The organism is Streptococcus sanguinis (assembly GCF_003943655.1).
In the GTDB taxonomy this organism is placed as follows: Bacteria; Bacillota; Bacilli; order Lactobacillales; family Streptococcaceae; genus Streptococcus; species Streptococcus sanguinis_F.
On the sequence record NZ_RJMM01000005.1, the window covers coordinates 18459 to 37869 of the forward strand.

Consider the following 19411-nt stretch of genomic DNA (forward strand, 5'->3'; position numbering starts at 1 on the left):
GTTAAATACTGTTGTGAAAGCGAGGAAAACAATGAAAAAGACCATTATTGAAGTGCAAGGCTTGAAAAAGAAATTCAAGGAACAAGAAGCCTTAGCAGGAATCGATTTTTCCATCCGAGAGGGAGAAATCTTTGGCTTCCTAGGACCATCTGGATCTGGTAAAACGACGACTATCAATATCTTGACTGGTCAGTTGTCTGCAGATGCTGGGACAGCTCATGTGCTGTCTGCACCGGTTGAGGATTTGAAGGCAGAAGTGCTGGAGCAGATAGGGATTGTCAGCGATGGCAGTGGTTTTTATGAAAAGGTGTCACTTTATAAAAATCTCAAAGCCTATGCCATGCTCTTTGGGGTTAAGATGACAGAAGTCGATGAACTTCTCCGAAAAGTGGGGCTTTATGATAGCCGCAACAAGGTGGCTGAAAAACTATCTACGGGTATGAAACAACGGATGCTACTGGTTCGAGCCCTGATTAATCAGCCCAAATTGCTCTTTTTGGATGAGCCAACCAGTGGTTTGGATCCGTCAACCTCTCGCACCATTCATGAACTACTGCTGGAACTAAAAGCTCAGGGGACAACTATTTTTCTGACGACTCATGATATGCAGGAAGCTACCCTCTTGTGTGATCGCTTGGCCTTGCTAAGTAAAGGAAAACTAGTCGAAGTAGGCAGTCCGCATGAGATAATCCAAAAGTATAATACAGATAAGAGGGTTCGTTTAGAATATGAAGATTTGACGACGAAGACAGTTACCTTTGATGAACTGCAAGGTGGTTTGGATTTGTCCAATGTTATCAGTATTCATTCCTGCGAACCAACTTTGGAAGATGTTTTCATCACTTTGACAGGAGGTACCTTAAATGTCTAATAAATTCAAAGGTATGATTTGGCTGAGAGGTCAAGTGACACTAGCTAATAAAAGTATTCTATTGCAGGTTTTTATGCCGATTTTCCTCATTTTTCTCTATAAATTTATTTTTTCTCTGAATGGAGCAGGTAAGGAAATTGGAGCGGATAAACTAGCTACTATGTTGCTTACGGTCTCTCTGCCCTTCTCTCTAGCCATGTCAGTTGGGACACCTATTATCATCATCCTAGCTGAGGAAAGAGAAAAACATAATTTGCAAAGTTTGCGCTTGTCTGGTGTGACAGCTGGTCAATACATTCTCTCTGCTTTAATCTGGCCAGCGATTATTGGGATTTTTTATATCGTTATTACCCCAATTTTGGTGGGAGCCAAGCTTTCTAAACATCTGTTCAGCTATGGTTTGGTTCTCTTATTGACCATGCTGGTCTTAATTTTCTTCTTTTTAATGGTTGGTCTGTTTTGTAAAAATCAGGTCATGGCACAATCTCTTAGTGTTCCAGCCATGCTCTTGGCGGCATTTATTCCTATGTTTTCAAATATGAGCGAGGAGTTATTTAAGGTGCTGCGTTATAGCTTTATGGGCCTCTTTAGTAGTTATATGAAAGATTGGTCTCATTTCCATTTATGGAGTGGAGAATTTTTGGCTCTGCTAGTTTGGCTGCTTCTTTTTGCAGGAATTTCTTTCTATTTGATGCGCCATTTGCAAATCTTGGACGACTAATCTAGGTCGCTAGACCGATTTTTAGCACTCTTGTAAAAAGAGTGCTAATTTTTTGAGTTTTTGTCTTGACTTTGGTGTGGAAGAGTGTATAATAGAATCATGAGTTAGCACTCGAGGTGGTCGAGTGCTAATCGACAACAGAATCTTGATTGGAGGTGATGCCGTGGTCACGGAGCGTCAAAATGAGATTTTGAATTTGATTATTGATATCTTTACCAAGACCCACGAGCCGGTCGGCTCCAAAGCCCTGCAGGATTCCATCAATTCCAGTAGTGCTACTATCCGAAACGATATGGCAGCTTTGGAAAAGCAGGGGCTTCTGGAAAAGGCGCATACGTCCAGCGGTCGTAAGCCTAGCGTGGCTGGTTTTCAGTACTTTGTCAAGCATTCTCTGTCCTTTGATCGTCTCGCTGAGAATGAACTTTATGAGGTTATCAAGGCCTTTGACCATGAGTTTTTTAACTTGGAGGACATTCTTCAACAGGCAGCAGACCTTTTGACCAAGCTCAGTGGATGCACGGTTGTTGCACTGGATGTAGAACCCAGTCGGCAGCGTTTGACAGCTTTTGACATCGTTGTGCTCAGTCAGCACACGGCTCTGGCGGTCTTCACCTTGGATGAGTCCAATACCATTACTAGTCAGTTTATGATTCCGCGCAACTTCTTAAAAGAAGACCTGGATAGGCTTAAAGGCCTAGTAAGGGAGCGGTTTTTGGGACAGACAGTGCTGGACATCCATTACAAGATTCGGACGGAAATTCCGCAGATTATCCAGCGCTATTTCACTACGACGGACAATGTCATCCAGCTCTTTGAGCATATCTTTGGTGATATTTTCAAGGAAAATGTGATTCTGTCTGGCAAGGTTCAGCTCTTGGAATTCTCAGATCTGACGGCCTATCAGTTTTTTGATGACCCGCAGAAAGTAGCCTTTGAAATCCGCGACAGCTTGGCCGAGGATCAGATGCAAAGCGTACGCGTGGCAGACAGTAGGGAAAGCTGTTTGGCTGATTTGACATTGATTTCCAGTAAATTTCTGATTCCTTATCGAGGCTTCGGAGTACTGGCAATTGTCGGTCCGGTCAATCTTGACTACCAACGGCTGATTAGTCAGATGAATGTCGTCAACCGCGTGCTGACCATGAAACTGACCGATTTCTATCGCTATCTTAGCAGTAATCACTACGAAGTCCATTAATTATAGTATAAATATTCCTAAAAAGGAGGTGCCTTGTGGCAAAACACAAACAAGAAGAACATCCAGAAGATGTGGAAGTAAAAGAGGAAGCTGTAGAAACAGCTGAGCAAGCTGAATCAGCAAGCCCTGAAAAATCAGAATTAGAACTAGCCAATGAACGGGCAGAAGATTTTGAAAACAAATATCTCCGTGCTCATGCAGAAATGCAGAACATCCAGCGCCGAGCAAATGAAGAACGCCAGCAGCTGCAAAGATACCGCAGTCAGGATCTGGCAAAAGCTATTTTGCCTTCGATAGATAATCTGGAGCGCGCGCTTGCCGTTGAAGGTCTGACAGATGATGTTAAAAAAGGACTGGAAATGGTGCAGGAAAGCTTGATTCATGCTCTCAAAGAAGAGGGTATCGAAGAAATTCCAGCCGACGGAGCTTTTGACCATAACTATCACATGGCCATTCAAACAGTTCCAGCCGACGATGAGCACCCAGTTGACACTATCGCGCAGGTCTTCCAAAAAGGCTACAAACTTCATGATCGTATCCTGCGCCCAGCAATGGTAGTGGTCTATAACTAGGCTAGAAAACTTGAAAAATCTTGTCCGAAACGACAATAAACTATGAAGAAAGATAAAAAATTGTTCAGCTTTGCAATAGTGAGCGAAGCGAACCAAAGAGTATCAAAAATAAAATTAAAGTAAAAAGAGGTAAAAATATGTCTAAAATTATTGGTATTGACTTAGGTACAACAAACTCAGCAGTTGCAGTTCTTGAAGGAACTGAAAGCAAAATCATCGCAAACCCAGAAGGAAATCGCACAACACCATCTGTAGTGTCATTCAAAAATGGTGAAATCATCGTTGGTGATGCGGCAAAACGTCAAGCAGTGACAAACCCAGATACAATCATTTCCATCAAATCAAAAATGGGAACATCTGAAAAAGTAGCTGCTAACGGTAAAGAATATACTCCACAAGAAATCTCAGCTATGATTCTGCAATACTTGAAAGGCTATGCAGAAGAGTACCTTGGTGAAAAAGTAAGCAAAGCGGTTATCACAGTACCAGCTTACTTTAACGATGCACAGCGTCAAGCGACTAAAGACGCTGGTAAAATCGCTGGTCTTGAAGTAGAACGTATCGTCAACGAACCAACTGCAGCAGCACTTGCTTACGGTCTTGACAAACAAGATAAAGAAGAAAAAATCTTGGTCTTTGACTTGGGTGGTGGTACCTTCGACGTTTCAATCCTTGAGTTAGGTGATGGTGTATTTGATGTACTGGCAACTGCTGGTGACAACAAACTCGGTGGTGATGACTTTGACCAAAAGATTATCGACCACATGGTGGCTGAGTTCAAGAAAGAGAACGGCATCGACTTGTCAAATGACAAGATGGCGCTTCAACGGTTGAAAGATGCAGCTGAAAAGGCTAAAAAAGATCTTTCAGGTGTAACTTCAACTCAAATCAGCTTGCCGTTTATCACAGCTGGCGACGCTGGACCTCTCCACTTGGAAATGACTTTGACTCGTGCTAAATTCGACGATTTGACTCGTGACTTGGTAGAGCGCACTAAAGAACCAGTTCGCCGTGCTCTTTCTGACGCAGGCTTGAGCTTGTCAGAAATCGACGAAGTAATCTTGGTTGGTGGTTCAACTCGTATTCCAGCTGTTGTAGAAGCTGTTAAAGCTGAAACTGGTAAAGAGCCAAACAAATCAGTAAACCCTGACGAAGTAGTTGCCATGGGTGCTGCTATCCAAGGTGGTGTTATCACTGGTGATGTTAAGGATGTTGTCCTTCTTGACGTAACACCATTGTCACTTGGTATCGAAACAATGGGTGGCGTCTTCACTAAGCTAATCGACCGTAACACAACAATTCCAACTTCTAAATCACAAGTCTTCTCTACAGCAGCAGACAACCAACCAGCCGTTGATATCCATGTTCTTCAAGGTGAACGCCCAATGGCAGCAGATAACAAGACTCTGGGACGTTTCCAATTGACAGATATTCCAGCTGCTCCTCGTGGAATCCCTCAAATCGAAGTAACCTTTGACATCGATAAGAACGGTATCGTGTCTGTTAAGGCTAAAGACCTTGGAACTCAAAAAGAACAACACATTGTTATCCAATCTAACAGCGGCCTGACTGACGAAGAAATCGACCGTATGATGAAGGATGCGGAAGCAAATGCTAAAGCAGATAAGAAACGTAAAGAAGAAGTTGACCTTCGTAACGAAGTTGACCAAGCTATCTTTGCGACTGAAAAGACTATCAAGGAAACAGAAGGCAAAGGCTTCGACGCAGAGCGTGACGCTGCCCAAGCTGCTCTTGATGAACTTAAGAAAGCGCAAGAAGACAATAACTTGGACGACATGAAAGTGAAATTGGAAGCTCTCAACGAAAAAGCTCAAGCACTGGCAGTGAAACTCTATGAACAAGCTGCTGCGGCTCAACAAGCCCAAGCAGGAGCAGAAGGAGCTGAAAACGCGGGCTCAACTAAAGCAGACGATGATGTCGTAGACGGAGAGTTTACTGAGAAATAGGCGGTGAGACAGAACTAAAATTGAAAGTTTTTAGTTCGTAGTCGAACCCCCGCGAGGATGATTAGGATTTTTGGGAGTCTGAAAGACGAACCTAAAATCCAATCAGCTACCGCGTCAAAAATTTTTCGAAAAATATTGTTTTGAAAATTTCACGTCGTAATGATAGGAAGAAATCCAGAGGTTGCAACCCAGCCTCTGTTTTTCGCTAAACTAGAGGGTGACGCTTATGAAGAAAGTGCTCTGTTTAATTTATCCTAATTTCTCACTTTATGAAGTAGTTGGTCTGACTAGTACTTTAGCTCTATCTTTTGGTGTCGAGGTTGATTATGCTGGTTCAGATAGAAATGTTATAAGATCGGAAGATGGATTAGTCTGTCAACCTACTAGAACACTGGATGAAGTAGTTATAGAAGACTATTCTTGTGTCATTTTGCCAGGAATGATAAACATCGCTCCTGCTTTGCATGATGAAAAATTGATTTCTTTCCTAAAAAGTTTGAAGCAGCAAGAGATTTTGATTGCAGCTATTTCCTCAGCGTCCATTTTATTGGCGAGAGCAGGCTTGTTGAACGACACGAAATTTACTGGTGGGATTTGGCAAAACTTCTTTGACTATTTTGAGTTTCTTCCACGGGAAAATTTCAAAGCTCAAGCTGTTCTGCAAGATAAAAACATCATTACAGCTGTTGGTTTTGCACATCAAGCGTTTGCGAGAAAAGTGCTTCTTAGTCTAGGTTTGGTAGATAATGCTGACAACTATTTTAAAGAACGGAATCAATATTCGGAAGAGGACTTGATATTCACTTTATCAGAAGAAGAGTTTGCTGAAATGAAGCATGAATTTGAAAATACCCTCTGATCAATATTTTCTAAAATTTAAAGAAAGGAACATGGGTGTTCGCAACTGAACACGGGTTCCAAAAATTCTGACTCAATATAAAAGAAAGGAACTGAACCCGACCTAAATTCTCGGAAAAGAGAGAAATCTGTCTAGGAGCATCGCTCCGTCGCCTGATTTCCTATTTTTCAGTCGAATTTTACGGTCTTGGTATCTTACATGAACAATACAGAATATTACGACCGTCTAGGTGTCTCTAAGAATGCTTCTCAGGATGAGATCAAGAGAGCCTATCGGAAATTATCTAAAAAGTACCACCCCGACATTAATAAGGAAGCTGGGGCGGAGGACAAATATAAAGAAGTCCAAGAGGCTTATGAAACGCTGAGCGACGAGCAAAAGCGGGCAGCCTATGATCAATACGGTGCAGCGGGAGCTAATGGTGGCTTTGGCGGTGGTGCAGGCGGCTTCGGTGGCTTTGATGGCTCCGGCTTTGGTGGCTTTGAAGATATCTTCTCCAGCTTCTTTGGTGGTGGCGCTTCGCGTAATCCTAATGCTCCGCGCCAAGGGGATGATCTTCAGTATCGTGTAAATCTCCGCTTTGAAGAAGCGATTTTCGGAGCTGAGAAGGAAATCAAGTATAACCGCGAAGCGACTTGTCGTACCTGTGACGGGTCTGGTGCTAAGCCAGGAACTAGCCCTGTTACCTGTGGTCGCTGCCATGGCTCAGGTGTCATCAATGTTGATACCCAGACACCGCTTGGCATGATGCGTCGGCAAGTGACCTGTGATGTCTGTCATGGCCGAGGAAAAGAAATCAAAAGTCCTTGTGAAACCTGTCACGGAACGGGTCATGAAAAACAGGCTCACAGCGTTAAGGTGAAAATCCCAGCTGGTGTGGAAACTGGTCAGCAGGTCCGTCTGTCTGGTCAAGGTGAAGCAGGCTTTAATGGCGGCCCTTATGGTGATCTTTATGTTGTGGTCCAAGTTGAGCCGAGTGACAAGTTTGAGCGAGATGGCTCTACCATTTACTACAAGCTCAATCTCAACTTTGTCCAAGCAGCTCTTGGTGACAGTGTGGATATTCCAACTGTTCACGGGGATGTGGAGCTGAATATCCCAGAAGGAACACAGACTGGCAAGCGTTTCCGCCTGCGTGGCAAGGGAGCACCGAGTCTGCGTGGTGGAAGCATGGGTGACCAGTATGTTACAGTTAATGTTGTGACGCCGACTGGCCTCAACGACCGTCAAAAAGCAGCCCTCAAAGAATTTGCGGAAGCAGGCAATATCTCGGTCAATCCTAAGAAAAAAGGCTTCTTCGACAAAATGAAAGATGCCTTGGAAGATTTGTAATCATATAAAAAGGAGCAGCCTAATGCTGTTCTTTTTATGTTTTCTAGAAGGCTATTGGGAAAATGTAGTCAAAAAAGAGAGCAGCTCTGATCAGCCATTTAATTAAAAGAAATTATCTATAAAAAGTGTAAAGAGATTTTTTCTCTTTACTTTTATAAAAATTAATTGTTTTTTTAAGTAAAATCTATTGTAAAAATTTCCTAAAAGATATATGATAATACTATATGTATAAAACGCATCTTTTTAGCCTGCTGGGGAGTTGGCTAGAGAGATAATGGGAGATTAGCTTTATACATTTTAGGAAAAAGGGGATTTATAAAGTGAAACGTTTTGAAAAAGTGCAGGAGCGAATTCAGAAATATTCGATTCGCAAATTGTCTGTCGGTGTGGGCTCAGTTGCCGTTGCAGCTCTGATTTTTGGGAGCTCTTTGTCCAGTTCGACTGTTGCTGCAGATGAAGTAGGAGGCGGTGCGACTGCTCACTATAGCTATGTCGAAGAGCAAGAGCTAACAGAGCAGGAAAAAGGGCTGATTAAGAAAGGTCTGCCTGAAAATCTGCAAACAGGGGAAAATTATTACCTGATTTATCGGAAGCAAGATGGGCAAACTGTCTTGCCGAGTACAGGAAATAACGGTCAGCCGCTTCTCAGCTTATTTGCGGGAACGGCTATTTTGGCTGTCTTGGTATTCTCACGAAAGAAATCTGGTAAGTTACTAGGAGTGCTTTTGCTAGGTAGCTTGGGACAGACTCTATTACAGTCTCCTCAAGCGTTTGCGCTAGAAAATCGGGAATTACTTTCCTATAACCGTCAAGTTGCGGTTTCGTCAGCAGTTTCTGAAGCGGATGTGACTATTGCAGGCTATAACTATATCGGTTACTTTACAGCTTCTGATTTGCGTACTTTGACAGAGACCAAGCCAACCTCTTTGTCAGCTGGTCAAGAGGCTCAAGCGCAAGCAGAAGTGTCAGAATCTGCAAAAGAGGCTTCTGATTCTATTGATCGAGCTGCTCAGGCAGGGTTGCAGTATCAGCTGAATCCTGATGAAAGTGATTCTGGCCAGATAGGGAATCTTCCAACTCCAGCTCCAGCTCCAAATCTTAGTCCAGCTCCTCAGCCGTCAAATCCACCTATAGAAACGGCAAAAGGAGAAAGTTTACAAGAGCCCGCCTTACCGGAGTACAGCGGTGCTGTGAACGGTGAGTCGCTAGTTCAAGCGGAAACTCCAGTCTATACTGCCCCAGTCGTTACAGTTGGCGACACAGCCCCAGTCGAGTCAGCCCTCCCAGAATACACAGGCGGCGTTAATGGCGAATCGCTAGTTCAAGCAGACAATCCAGTCTATGATGCTCCAGTAGCTACAGTTAGTGACGTGGCTCCAGTTGAGCCAGCTTTGCCAGAATACACAGGCGGCGTTAACGGCGAATCGACAGTTCAAGCAGACAATCCAGTCTATGATGCTCCGGTAGCTACAGTTAGTGACACGGCTCCGGTTGAGCCAGCTTTGCCAGAATACACAGGTGGCGTTAACGGCGAGTCGACAGTTCAACCAGAACAGCCTAGTCTACATACAGACATCAAGCTAGAAACGATTGAACCTCAAGTTGTCAACAAGACAGATGATAGCAAGTATCTTGATGAGGAGACCACTGTCGATGGAACTCCAGGACAAAAAGAAATTGTAACCAGCTATGAAGTCTTGGATGGTAATCGCATATCGGAGCCACAAACAACTGAAAGAATCTTGCATGAAGTAGTTGATACAGTGGTCACTCGAGGTAGCAAGGCTCGCATCAATAAAGAAGAATTGAGCAAGCAGCTGGCTTTAGCAGCAGCTGTGGATCCTGCAGTTTACACTAATCAATCCTATCAGCAGCTGCAGGCAATTAAGAATATGGCTGCGACGGTTTATCAAACTTCGTCAAGTCAAGATGAAGTAGATGCGGGTGTCAACCAACTTAAGCAGGCTTTGGCCGACTTATTGGCTCTTAAAGCAGCACCAACTCTGACTGTTTCAGCGGTTAAGAAGGATGAATTGCAGAAATCAGTTCAGATTCAATACCAGCTGACGGACAGAGATCAAGCCTTTACTAGTGCTCATGTTCGTCTGAAGAAGGATGGCCAGCTGATAGCAGAGCAGAACTTGACGGCAGGCCAGTTGACTGCTAGCTTCAGTGGTTTGGACTACTATACACCGTATAAGATTGAGACGATCCTGTCCTATGATTTAGGAAATGGCTCGGAAAGTCAAGAATTAGCTCAAGAGACAGTCCAGCTTGATCTGAAGAAGGTGGAACTCAAGTCCATCACTAATGTCGCTTTGATGAAGGTTGAAAATGGCCAGACAAAATTGATGCCTACTCTGGCTGAGAAACCAGCAAATCTGGACCAATATTACCTGCACTTTACATCCGACCAGTTCAAGGACACTGTCCTGCCAGTTACTTCTATCGAGGAAGTGGTCGTTGACAACCAGCCTGTCTTTAAGATTCAAGCTCAGCTGCCAAACTTGCTGCAAAGAAGCACAACTGGTCTTCAAAACAGCTTTGATTTCTATCTGGAAAAGGCCAAGAAGCGTGAAGGAAATGTCTATTATGACTTCCAAGACCTCTTGGACGGCATCAAGGAAAATCCTTCTGGAACCTTTATTCTGGGCCGGAGTATCAGTGCCAAGTTGATTGATAAACCTGCCAACAGCAAGTCTTACCTGCAAGGTGAATTTAAAGGCCAGCTGATTGGTGGTCAAAATGGTGAGCGCCATGCCATTTTAGACTTGGCGCATCCTCTATTTGATACGATTACTGGCGGAACGGTCAAGGATATTGACTTTAAGCGAGTCAATATGGTTTATCCAGATTCGCAAGCGGGCGATACAATTGCCACAATTGCTGCTCGCTTGAAGAATAAAGGAATAATCGAAAACGTCAATGTCCAAGGATACTTGGAAGGAAGAGATCATATTGCCGGTCTGGTTAATAATATAGAAGGTCAGTCTCGAGTGGAAAATGTCTCCTTTAAGGGCCGCATCAAGTCCAAGGGTGGAAATTCTGTGACAGGCGGTATCGCAGGCACCAACGCCATGTCCTTGGTGAAACGAGCCTACGTTGAAGCAGATATTTGGGTTAAGAGTGGCCAAAATGCTGGTATGCTAGTCGCTCAAAACTTCACTGACTATTCAGGTACAGGCTGGGGGAATTGGGGCAGATTGATGCAATCAGTTGCCAAAGGTAAGTTAGAGGATGCAGGCTCAAGAAATTCAGCAGGTATCGCTGCTTCCATTTGGCCGTATGGAACCATCAATGACACTGTCAGCTATGCCACTGTAGTGAACGGTAAAGAGCTCTTTAGCTCAGATAATGAGATTACCGATGCTTGGATGGGACAAAAACTCCAAAATCTCTTTGGTGTTCAGGGGCAAAGCTCTGGAACCAAGACAGGAAAAGATGCCAAGTTCCGCCGCTTGACAGAAGCTGAAGCGGAGCAAAAAGTTAAGAGCTACCAGATTACCGCTCTTGACCAAAGCAGCGCAAATGAAGTGACAACTGAGAAGCTAAATGCTGCTATCCTGAGAACAAGTACTTATCAAGACAAGCCAGGTTACAAGGCAGAAAATGAACAGCTTTATCAGAACCTCGAGCGCTTTATGCCTTTCTACAACCAAGAGTTCTTGATTCACGAAGCCAATAAGCTGGTGGATGCTGGTAAGGCGGGAGATCTGTTGACTAAGAAAGTTCTATCAGTTCAAGCCCTGAAAGGCAATCAGTTTGTTGCTAGCGGAACGGATGCAGATAAGATATTAGTCCATTTTGCAGACGGAAGCAAGACCATCTACAATCTTCAAAATCAAGCACGATTTGAACAGACTGCTCTGCCGGAATATCAGATTGCAGAGCTTGACACAGTCTATACTCCAAATCACTCAACGGCAGTCAATGAAGACTTGCTGACCCAGCTGACTGAGAGCTTGAAGAGTTTTGAGCTGTACAGTGATGAAGTCTATCGATCTGTTGGTCTTCCAAATGATAATGACAGGGTCAACAAAGTCAAGCGCCTCTTCTTGGATGAATCTCTGGCTGAGGTGAAAGCCAACTTGCAGGATATGATTGGTAAGCTCTTGGCCAATGAATGGACACGATTCCATGCTGACAATCCAGCAGCCAACGAAGCTCTGAAAGCTAAAATCGAAGAGAACAAGACCGCCATCATGCTCGGACTGACCTACCTCAACCGTTATTACGATCTCAAGTTTGGCGACTATAACCTCAAGGAGCTGGTGCTCTTCAAACCAGACTTCTATGGTGAAAAAGTGCCATTGTTGGATCGCTTGATTAAGATTGGACGTTCGACAGAAAATCAACTGAAAGGGGCAGACAATGTCAATATGTTTGCACGTCAGTTGAAGGCTGAGTCCAAGGCTAGTGATTTGGTGGCTTACTTGGATTACAACCGTCGCCTGCTGACTGACTTTGCGGACATGGATACTTGGTTCAAGGATGCAACTCGAGGCTTTATTCAGTTTGAAGAACGCCAGTCAGAAGTCGAGGAGATTAAGACTGCTAAGTATCGCGTCTTTGATAACCTCAACTCGGAGTACTTCAGCAACTATATCCTTCCGCTGCTAACCTTGAAGAATACGCGCTTAGCCATTCTGTCAAACTATAGCACGATGGCCTTTGTCAACAGAGACAAGCGTCGGTCATGGTCTGATGAACGATTTAATGCGCGCATCAAGGAAGTAGCGACCCAGCATAGAAATCACGTAGACACTTGGTACAAACTGCTCTCAGATGATATCAAGTCCAGAATGGTCAAGGAAAATGTAACGGCTGTATGGGATGGTTTTGATGTAGAAGGACGCGGCTGGATTGATGTCAACGGAAATGATAATAAGGGCAATCCTTATGCACCATCCCGCGAGTTCTTTAACCTAGTTGGTGGCAGAGCTGGTGGCTGGTACAAGTCAAATGGCTATGGCGCCCATGCTGCCGGTTCAATCCGTGTTAACTTTGAGGCCTTTGACCTCTTGACAGAATACGGTGTGTCCGTCTTCACGCACGAGCTCACCCACGTCAATGACAGAGATATTTATCTGGGTGGACATGGCAGACGACAAGGTATCGGACCAGAAGGTTATGCCCAAGGTATGCTCCAATCACCTGTTCCTGATCAGCCAGGTTGGGGTGCTTTGGGTCTCAATATGGCCTTTGATCGTCCAAATAATGGCAGCCTCATTTTCAATAGCTCGCCAAGTCTCTTCAAGAACCGAGCAGACATCGACCATTACATGAAGGGATATAATGATACCCTCATGCTGCTGGATTACCTTGAAGGCCAAGCGGTTGTGGATAAAGGAAATGAAGCAGCAGCCAAATGGTTCAAGAAGGTTGAACCGAAAGTTGTAGATCCTCGAACCCAATATGACGTCGTAAGAGAGTTGACGGCTGAGGAGAAAGCGGCCATGTCAGTCTCTTCTGTAGAGGACTTGGTTGACCAAGGCTTGCTGTCTAACCGTGCTGTGGACAATCGAACCTATAACCCTGCTGATTACGACTCTAGTTACATTGCTATTGACTTCATGACGGGTATCTATGGTGGCGGTCAAAACAATACTGGAGCACCAGGCGCCTTGATGTTCAAGCATAATACCTTCAGAATCTGGGGTTACTATGGCTATGAAAAAGGCTTTGTAAGCTATGCTTCTAATAAACACCGTAAGACAGCCAATGAGCAAGGTGTGACTGGTTTGAGCGATAACTTTATCATCAAGCAAATTTCTGAAGGCGAATTTGAAACCATGGAAGCCTTCAAGAAAGCATACTTCAGACAAGTTGCTGAGAAAGCTCAAAACTTAGGAATTAAGCCAGTGACAGTCAACGGAAAAGTCTACAGTACTTTTGAAGAGCTGAAGGCCGGTTTTGCAGAAGCTGTTGAAAAGGATCTGAAGAAGGCTCGTGTCGATGAACGCGCAACCAAGGACTTCAAGTATGCTGTCTTTACGCAATTGCTCAAGAACACCAACAGTTTTATGGATGAAAACTCTATTTGGGGTTCCTAAGAAAAAGTGTCAGATTTGCTGCATGTGTAACTGCAAATAATGACCTTTAGCAATATGCAATCAACAACCCATTTGAATTAGCTCTGTTTGTGTCGTCACTGACAGTCTGATTCAGATGGGTTGTTATGTTGCATAACGGCAACAAACAGTATCGATTATCTCTAATTCTTATATGGTATTTTCATAAAAATCTGTCCCCAGACAGTTCCTGCTTTTAGGGCTTGCTGGGGGCTTTTTTTCCTGCTAAAATAAACACATGACACGATATAAAGCGATTATTTCCTATGATGGTTATGACTTTGCTGGCTTTCAGCGACAGCCCCATGCCAGAAGTGTTCAGGAAGAGATTGAAAAGACCCTGACCCGTATCAATAAAGGGCAGCCTGTGGTGATTCATGGAGCGGGCCGGACAGACAGTGGTGTTCACGCTCTGGGCCAGGTACTGCATTTTGATTTGCCTGAGGATCGTGATGAAGAGAAATTGCGTTTCGCCTTGGATACCCAGACGCCGGAAGATATTGATTTTATCAGTGTGGAGCAGGTATCGGAAGATTTTCACTCTCGCTACAATAAGCATAGCAAAACCTATGAATTTTTGGTGGACATCGGCCGGCCTAAAAATCCTATGATGCGCCATTATGCCACGCATTATCCTTATCCGTTGGAGCTGGGTCTGATAGAAGAAGCGATTGCTCAGTTAGAGGGGACGCATGATTTTACTGGATTTACGGCTTCGGGGACCAGTGTGGAAGACAAGGTTCGGACCATTACCGAGGCCAAGGTCCGCTATGATGCAGAGCGTAATTTTCTGGTCTTTACTTTTTCGGGCAATGGCTTTCTTTACAAGCAGATCCGCAATATGGTCGGTACCCTGCTTAAGATTGGAAACAAGCGCATGCCAGTGGAGCAGATTCAGAGGATATTAGCGGAGAAAGACCGCCATCTGGCAGGACCAACAGCTGGTCCAAACGGCCTTTATCTAAAGGAGATTCGTTATGAAGAATAAGTTGATTTTAGCCCTTTCAGGCAATGATATTTTCAGCGGTGGCGGACTGCACGCTGATTTGACTACCTATACAGTCAATGGTCTGCATGGTTTCGTAGCTGTGACTTGCCTGACGGCTATGACTGATAAGGGATTTGAAGTTATTCCAGTTGAGGAAGAGGTTTTTGCCCAGCAGTTAGCCAGTCTCAAGGATATTTCTTTTTCTGCTATTAAGATAGGACTTTTGCCCAATCTGGAAATAGCAGAGCAGGCATTGACTTTTGTCAAGCAGCATGGGGATATACCAGTAGTCCTGGATCCTGTTTTGGTCTGCAAGGAAAATCATGATTTGGAAGTCAGTGCACTGAGAGAAGAAATCATCAAGTTTTTCCCTCATGTCAGCATCATCACACCAAATCTAGCAGAAGCTCAGCTATTAACCCAAAAAGAAATCAAATGTCTGGAGGATATGCAGGCTGCAGCCAAGGAACTCCATGATTTGGGAGCCAAGCATGTGGTGGTTAAGGGCGGCAATCGCTTGAGCAAGGAGCGGGCGGTGGATGTTTACTATGACGGCCGAGATTTTGAGGTCATGGAATCGCCAGTGCTGGCCTGCAACAATACTGGAGCGGGCTGCACATTTGCTTCCAGCATTGCCAGTCAGCTGCTTCTCGGCAAGTCTCCGCTTGCAGCAGTTCAAATTTCTAAAGATTTTGTTTACCAAGCGATTCAGCGCTCAGATCAATATGGGGTGGTTCAGTATGAGAAATCATCAAGTTAAAAAATTAGTTATCTTAGCTTTCATCACAGCACTGTCTGTGGTTTTGGGGAATTTTTTAAAAATCCCAACTCCAACAGGATTTTTGACACTGCTGGATGCAGGGATTTATTTTACAGCTTTTTACTTTGGTCGCAAGGAAGCGGCTATTGTCGGAGGCCTTTCAGGCTTTTTGATTGATATGATTGCCGGCTATCCTCAGTGGATGATTTTCAGTCTTATTTGCCACGGACTTCAAGGGTTTTTTGCTGGCTTTGAGGGCAAGAGTCGCTATCTTGGTCTGGTCTTGGCTACAGTAGCTATGGTCGGTGGCTATGCCCTCTTTGGTAGTATTATGAATGGTGTCGGGGCTGCCCTAGCCGAAATCTTAAGTAATTTTATGCAGAATGCATTTGGTTTAGCAGTTGGATTTGCTCTTTACAAGGCCTTCCCAGAGAGTTTGAAAAAGGCAGTCGCAGTGAAATAAACGAGGTGAGACATGGACTTAGCTAAGATTGGAGCAGAAACTCGTCAGATTGTTCTAGATGTTTTGGACAAGGCTGCCTTGGTCGAGGGAGATATTTTTGTTCTGGGGCTATCCTCTAGTGAGGTTGTCGGAGGACATATCGGTCAGAATTCCAGTCTGGAAGTCGGACAGGTCATTGTCAAAACCATACTGGATATCTTAGAAGAGGAAGGTATCTTTCTTGCAGTTCAGGGATGTGAGCATCTCAATCGCGCCCTCGTAGTCGAAAGAACCTTAGCGGAAAAGAAGGATTTGGAGATAGTCAATGTTCTGCCTACTCTTCATGCTGGAGGCAGCGGTCAGCTAGCGGCTTTCCAATACATGAAAGATCCTGTCGAGGTAGAGTTCATTGTCGCTCAGGCAGGGCTGGATATTGGCGATACTGCTATCGGTATGCATGTCAAGCATGTGCAGATTCCTATTCGACCGATTCTCAAGGAATTGGGAGCTGCCCATGTCACGGCTTTAGCCAGCCGTCCCAAGCTAATTGGCGGCGCCAGAGCGGCCTATATAGAGGATAAAATCAGGAAGGGATAAAAGGAAAAATAATTTTGAAAAAAACTCTAATTATGCTATAATGGGTTGTATTCAATAAATTTTAAGGAGAAATGACAGAATGTCTGTATCATTTGAAAACAAAGAAACAAATCGCGGCCTTTTGACTTTTAGCATCAGTCAAGAGAAAATCAAGCCTGCCTTGGACCGTGTATTTAACTCAGTAAAAAAAGATATTGCTGTACCAGGTTTCCGTAAAGGTCACCTTCCACGTGCTATCTTCAACCAACGTTTTGGTGAAGAAGCCCTCTACCAAGATGCGTTGAACGCTCTTCTTCCAGAAGCATACGAAGCGGCTGTCAAAGAAGCAGGTATCGAAGTAGTTGCTCAACCTCAGTTTGATGTCGAGTCTATGGAAAAAGGCCAAGACTGGGTCATCAAAGCTGAAGTAGTCACTAAGCCAGAAGTTAAGCTGGGTGCTTACAAAGACTTGGAAGTAACTGTTGAAGCTACTAAAGAAGTGACTGACGCTGAAGTAGATGAGCGTATTGAGCGTGAGCGCAACAACTTGGCTGAGTTGGTTCTCAAAGAAGGTCCAGCAGCTGATGGTGATACAGTTGTGATTGACTTTGTTGGATCTGTTGACGGCGTTGAATTTGACGGCGGCAAGGGCGACAACTTCTCACTTGGATTGGGCAGCGGTCAATTCATCCCAGGATTTGAAGAGCAGTTGGTTGGCCACAGTGCAGGTGAAACAGTGGACGTTGTCGTAACCTTCCCAGAAGACTACCAAGCAGAAGACTTGGCAGGCAAGGAAGCTAAGTTTGTGACAACTATTCACGAAGTTAAAGAAAAAGAAGTTCCAGCATTGGACGATGAACTTGCAAAAGATATCGACGAAGAAGTGGAAACGCTTGACGAGCTGAAAGAAAAGTACCGCAAAGAATTGTCAGAAGCTAAGGAAACAGCTTATAAGGATGCGGTAGAAGCAGCAGCTATTGATCAAGCAGTAGCAAACGCTGAAATCGTTGACTTGCCAGCTGAAATGATCCACGAAGAAGTGCACCGTGCTGTTAATGAATTCTTGGGCAACATGCAACGCCAAGGAATCTCACCTGACATGTACTTCCAAATCACTGGCACTACTCAGGAAGACCTGCACAAGCAATACGAAGCAGATGCTGAGTCACGCACTAAGACAAACCTTGTCGTAGAAGCAGTTGCTAAGGCACAAGGTTTTGAAGCTAGCGCAGAAGAAATCGAAGCAGAAGTAACTTCATTGGCTACAGACTACAACATGGAAGTGGAACGTGTTCGCCAATTGCTTTCAGAAGATATGCTGAAACACGACATTGCTATCAAGAAAGCTGTTGAAGTGATTACAAGCACTGCGAAAGTGAAATAAGCTTCATCATTCAAAATGAGATCATTTGAAACTAGTGTACAGATGCACTAGTTTCTTTTTGTACTTGTTCCGTGATTTTTCCTGGATTTTCTTTTGACGAAAATAGAAATTTATCGTACAATAGAAAGTAGCGAAAAATTGCAAGAGGGCGACAAGCCTTTACTTAATCTTAAAGGAGATCAACTTTGGAATTAGAAGTATTTGCTGGACAGGAAAAAAGTGAGCTTTCTATGATTGAAGTGGCGCGTGCCATTTTGGAAGCCCGCGGCCGCGATCATGAGATGTATTTTAATGATCTGGTCAATGAAATTCAAAACTATCTGGAAAAATCAAACAGTGAGATTCGTGATGCTCTGCCATTGTTCTACACAGAACTCAATGTAGACGGCAGCTTTATTCCGCTGGGAGATAATAAATGGGGCCTGCGTTCATGGTATGCAATCGACGAAGTGGATGAAGAAATCATCGCCTTGGAAGAGACTGATGAGGACGACGCACCTAAGAAACGTAAGAAGAAACGCGTCAATGCCTTTATGGATGGCGACGAGGATGCCATTGACTACAGCGATGACGATCCAGAAGATGAGGACGGCTACGAAGCAGATCCTGCTCTCTCATACGATGAGGAAAATCCAGATGATGAGAAGAACGAAGTGGAAGCTTATGATGCTGAAATCAACGAAATCGCTCCAGATGATCTAGGTGAAGAAGTCGAACTCAACGAAGAAGATGACGACTACTCTGACGAAGATACGGAGACCGAAGAGGAAGAATAAATCAACCAAAAGAAGCAAGGGATGAAATCCCTTGTTTCTTTTAATATTCCTTGAAATATAAGTTCGGAAGGTGTAGAATACTAATAAAATTTAATAAAGAATAGATGGAGGAAGACTGCTATGAAATTTGTCATTGATAAGAGTCTGGGTGATTTAGGCATTAAGAGTGTTGCTATCGGGATTGCCAAGAATGTTAATCCGCAGGCAGAACTGTCTCCCTCATTTCTAAAAAAGAAAAAGGAAATGGAAGACTGGGCTCTGGCTTGCGACTTGGATGAGGTGCTTGAGTCGCCAGTGGTTCAAGGTTATATAGAAATACTGCAGCGCGTAGGTCGCAGTGTTAAGAAAAATCCTCCGACGGTTCCCGCGCTGATTCGCAATATCCAGCACCGAGGCTCACTCCCTCATATTAATAGCATTATTGATATTTATAATGTTGAAGCCCTGCATTCTCTACTGGCTATTGGTGGGCATGATTTTGATAAGATTGAAGGTCAGATAGAATTCACCGTAAGCCAAAAGGAAGATGTTTTTCTGCCTATTTTGTCCAAGGAGAAGCATGTTGCCAAGACGGACTATGTCTATCGGGATGCCAAAGGCATTTTGGCTTGGCTGGATGTTCGTGACAGCGAGTATTATAAGTTTGATGAGGAAACCAAGGACGCCATTTTCATCATTCAGGGGAATGCCAATACCTCTGTCGAAATGCGTCTGGAAGCCTTGGAGCGAATCCGACACGATTTAGCAGAGTGCATGCCCGATGTAGAATTCGAAACACATGTCATCAGTATTGGTGAAAATGGATGAAAACCGACTGAAAATATTTGACAATTTTTTAGGTTTGCGATATCATACTGTTCGGGCACCTCTTTTAGAGGTCAGAGCTTCCTGTTT

The 19411-nt window shown here is 44.1% G+C and carries 15 protein-coding genes; all 15 read left to right on the plus strand.

Annotation, left to right across the window (positions count from 1 at the left end):
* The first annotated feature begins 31 nt into the window (after positions 1 to 31).
* Entirely contained in the window at positions 32 to 871 is an 840-nt protein-coding gene (locus D8886_RS03820; protein WP_125434290.1) for an ABC transporter ATP-binding protein, read from the plus strand.
* On the plus strand, positions 864 to 1592 hold the full coding sequence (locus D8886_RS03825) for an ABC transporter permease (RefSeq protein ID WP_125434291.1): 729 nt from the start codon (positions 864 to 866) through the stop codon (positions 1590 to 1592). Before D8886_RS03820 ends, D8886_RS03825 begins: the two co-directional genes overlap by 8 nt.
* A gap of 163 nt (positions 1593 to 1755) precedes the next feature.
* Positions 1756 to 2790: a heat-inducible transcriptional repressor HrcA gene (gene hrcA, locus D8886_RS03830; RefSeq protein ID WP_125434313.1), complete on the plus strand. Its 1035-nt coding sequence runs from the start codon at positions 1756 to 1758 to the stop codon at positions 2788 to 2790.
* A gap of 35 nt (positions 2791 to 2825) precedes the next feature.
* On the plus strand, positions 2826 to 3362 hold the full coding sequence (gene grpE, locus D8886_RS03835; RefSeq protein WP_060976579.1) for a nucleotide exchange factor GrpE: 537 nt from the start codon (positions 2826 to 2828) through the stop codon (positions 3360 to 3362).
* 137 nt (positions 3363 to 3499) lie between these two features.
* On the plus strand, positions 3500 to 5329 hold the full coding sequence (dnaK, locus tag D8886_RS03840) for a molecular chaperone DnaK (protein WP_125434292.1): 1830 nt from the start codon (positions 3500 to 3502) through the stop codon (positions 5327 to 5329).
* A gap of 226 nt (positions 5330 to 5555) precedes the next feature.
* On the plus strand, positions 5556 to 6188 hold the full coding sequence (locus D8886_RS03845) for a DJ-1/PfpI family protein (RefSeq protein ID WP_125434293.1): 633 nt from the start codon (positions 5556 to 5558) through the stop codon (positions 6186 to 6188).
* A gap of 198 nt (positions 6189 to 6386) precedes the next feature.
* A complete protein-coding gene (dnaJ, locus tag D8886_RS03850) occupies positions 6387 to 7520 on the plus strand; it encodes a molecular chaperone DnaJ (protein WP_002905343.1) in 1134 nt (377 codons plus the stop codon).
* A gap of 320 nt (positions 7521 to 7840) precedes the next feature.
* Complete coding sequence (locus tag D8886_RS03855) at positions 7841 to 13573, plus strand: ZmpA/ZmpB/ZmpC family metallo-endopeptidase (protein WP_125434294.1); 5733 nt, start codon at positions 7841 to 7843, stop codon at positions 13571 to 13573.
* Between the two features lie 256 nt (positions 13574 to 13829).
* Positions 13830 to 14579: a tRNA pseudouridine(38-40) synthase TruA gene (gene truA, locus D8886_RS03860; protein WP_002905341.1), complete on the plus strand. Its 750-nt coding sequence runs from the start codon at positions 13830 to 13832 to the stop codon at positions 14577 to 14579.
* Complete coding sequence (locus D8886_RS03865) at positions 14569 to 15339, plus strand: bifunctional hydroxymethylpyrimidine kinase/phosphomethylpyrimidine kinase (RefSeq protein WP_125434295.1); 771 nt, start codon at positions 14569 to 14571, stop codon at positions 15337 to 15339. The genes truA and D8886_RS03865 overlap by 11 nt, the downstream gene beginning before the upstream one ends.
* A complete protein-coding gene (locus tag D8886_RS03870) occupies positions 15320 to 15802 on the plus strand; it encodes an ECF transporter S component (RefSeq protein WP_125379907.1) in 483 nt (160 codons plus the stop codon). Before D8886_RS03865 ends, D8886_RS03870 begins: the two co-directional genes overlap by 20 nt.
* Positions 15803 to 15814: 12 nt before the next feature.
* Entirely contained in the window at positions 15815 to 16378 is a 564-nt protein-coding gene (locus D8886_RS03875) for a TIGR01440 family protein (RefSeq protein ID WP_125434296.1), read from the plus strand.
* A gap of 79 nt (positions 16379 to 16457) precedes the next feature.
* The gene (gene tig, locus D8886_RS03880) at positions 16458 to 17741 is read left to right on the plus strand and encodes a trigger factor (RefSeq protein ID WP_125434297.1); all 1284 of its coding nucleotides are present in this window, start codon (positions 16458 to 16460) and stop codon (positions 17739 to 17741) included.
* Between the two features lie 185 nt (positions 17742 to 17926).
* The gene (gene rpoE / locus D8886_RS03885; protein WP_002898937.1) at positions 17927 to 18517 is read left to right on the plus strand and encodes a DNA-directed RNA polymerase subunit delta; all 591 of its coding nucleotides are present in this window, start codon (positions 17927 to 17929) and stop codon (positions 18515 to 18517) included.
* A gap of 120 nt (positions 18518 to 18637) precedes the next feature.
* Positions 18638 to 19324: a B3/B4 domain-containing protein gene (locus tag D8886_RS03890; RefSeq protein ID WP_002908763.1), complete on the plus strand. Its 687-nt coding sequence runs from the start codon at positions 18638 to 18640 to the stop codon at positions 19322 to 19324.
* The last annotated feature ends 87 nt before the right edge of the window (positions 19325 to 19411 follow it).

Coding starts and splice junctions, on each gene's coding strand:
- D8886_RS03845 (WP_125434293.1), top strand. CDS start 5,556: ATGAAGAAAGTGCTCTGTTTAATTTATCCTAATTTCTCACTTTATGAA.
- tig (WP_125434297.1), top strand. CDS start 16,458: ATGTCTGTATCATTTGAAAACAAAGAAACAAATCGCGGCCTTTTGACT.
- truA (WP_002905341.1), top strand. CDS start 13,830: ATGACACGATATAAAGCGATTATTTCCTATGATGGTTATGACTTTGCT.
- dnaJ (WP_002905343.1), top strand. CDS start 6,387: ATGAACAATACAGAATATTACGACCGTCTAGGTGTCTCTAAGAATGCT.
- D8886_RS03820 (WP_125434290.1), top strand. CDS start 32: ATGAAAAAGACCATTATTGAAGTGCAAGGCTTGAAAAAGAAATTCAAG.
- dnaK (WP_125434292.1), top strand. CDS start 3,500: ATGTCTAAAATTATTGGTATTGACTTAGGTACAACAAACTCAGCAGTT.
- D8886_RS03875 (WP_125434296.1), top strand. CDS start 15,815: ATGGACTTAGCTAAGATTGGAGCAGAAACTCGTCAGATTGTTCTAGAT.
- D8886_RS03825 (WP_125434291.1), top strand. CDS start 864: ATGTCTAATAAATTCAAAGGTATGATTTGGCTGAGAGGTCAAGTGACA.
- D8886_RS03865 (WP_125434295.1), top strand. CDS start 14,569: ATGAAGAATAAGTTGATTTTAGCCCTTTCAGGCAATGATATTTTCAGC.
- D8886_RS03870 (WP_125379907.1), top strand. CDS start 15,320: ATGAGAAATCATCAAGTTAAAAAATTAGTTATCTTAGCTTTCATCACA.
- D8886_RS03890 (WP_002908763.1), top strand. CDS start 18,638: ATGAAATTTGTCATTGATAAGAGTCTGGGTGATTTAGGCATTAAGAGT.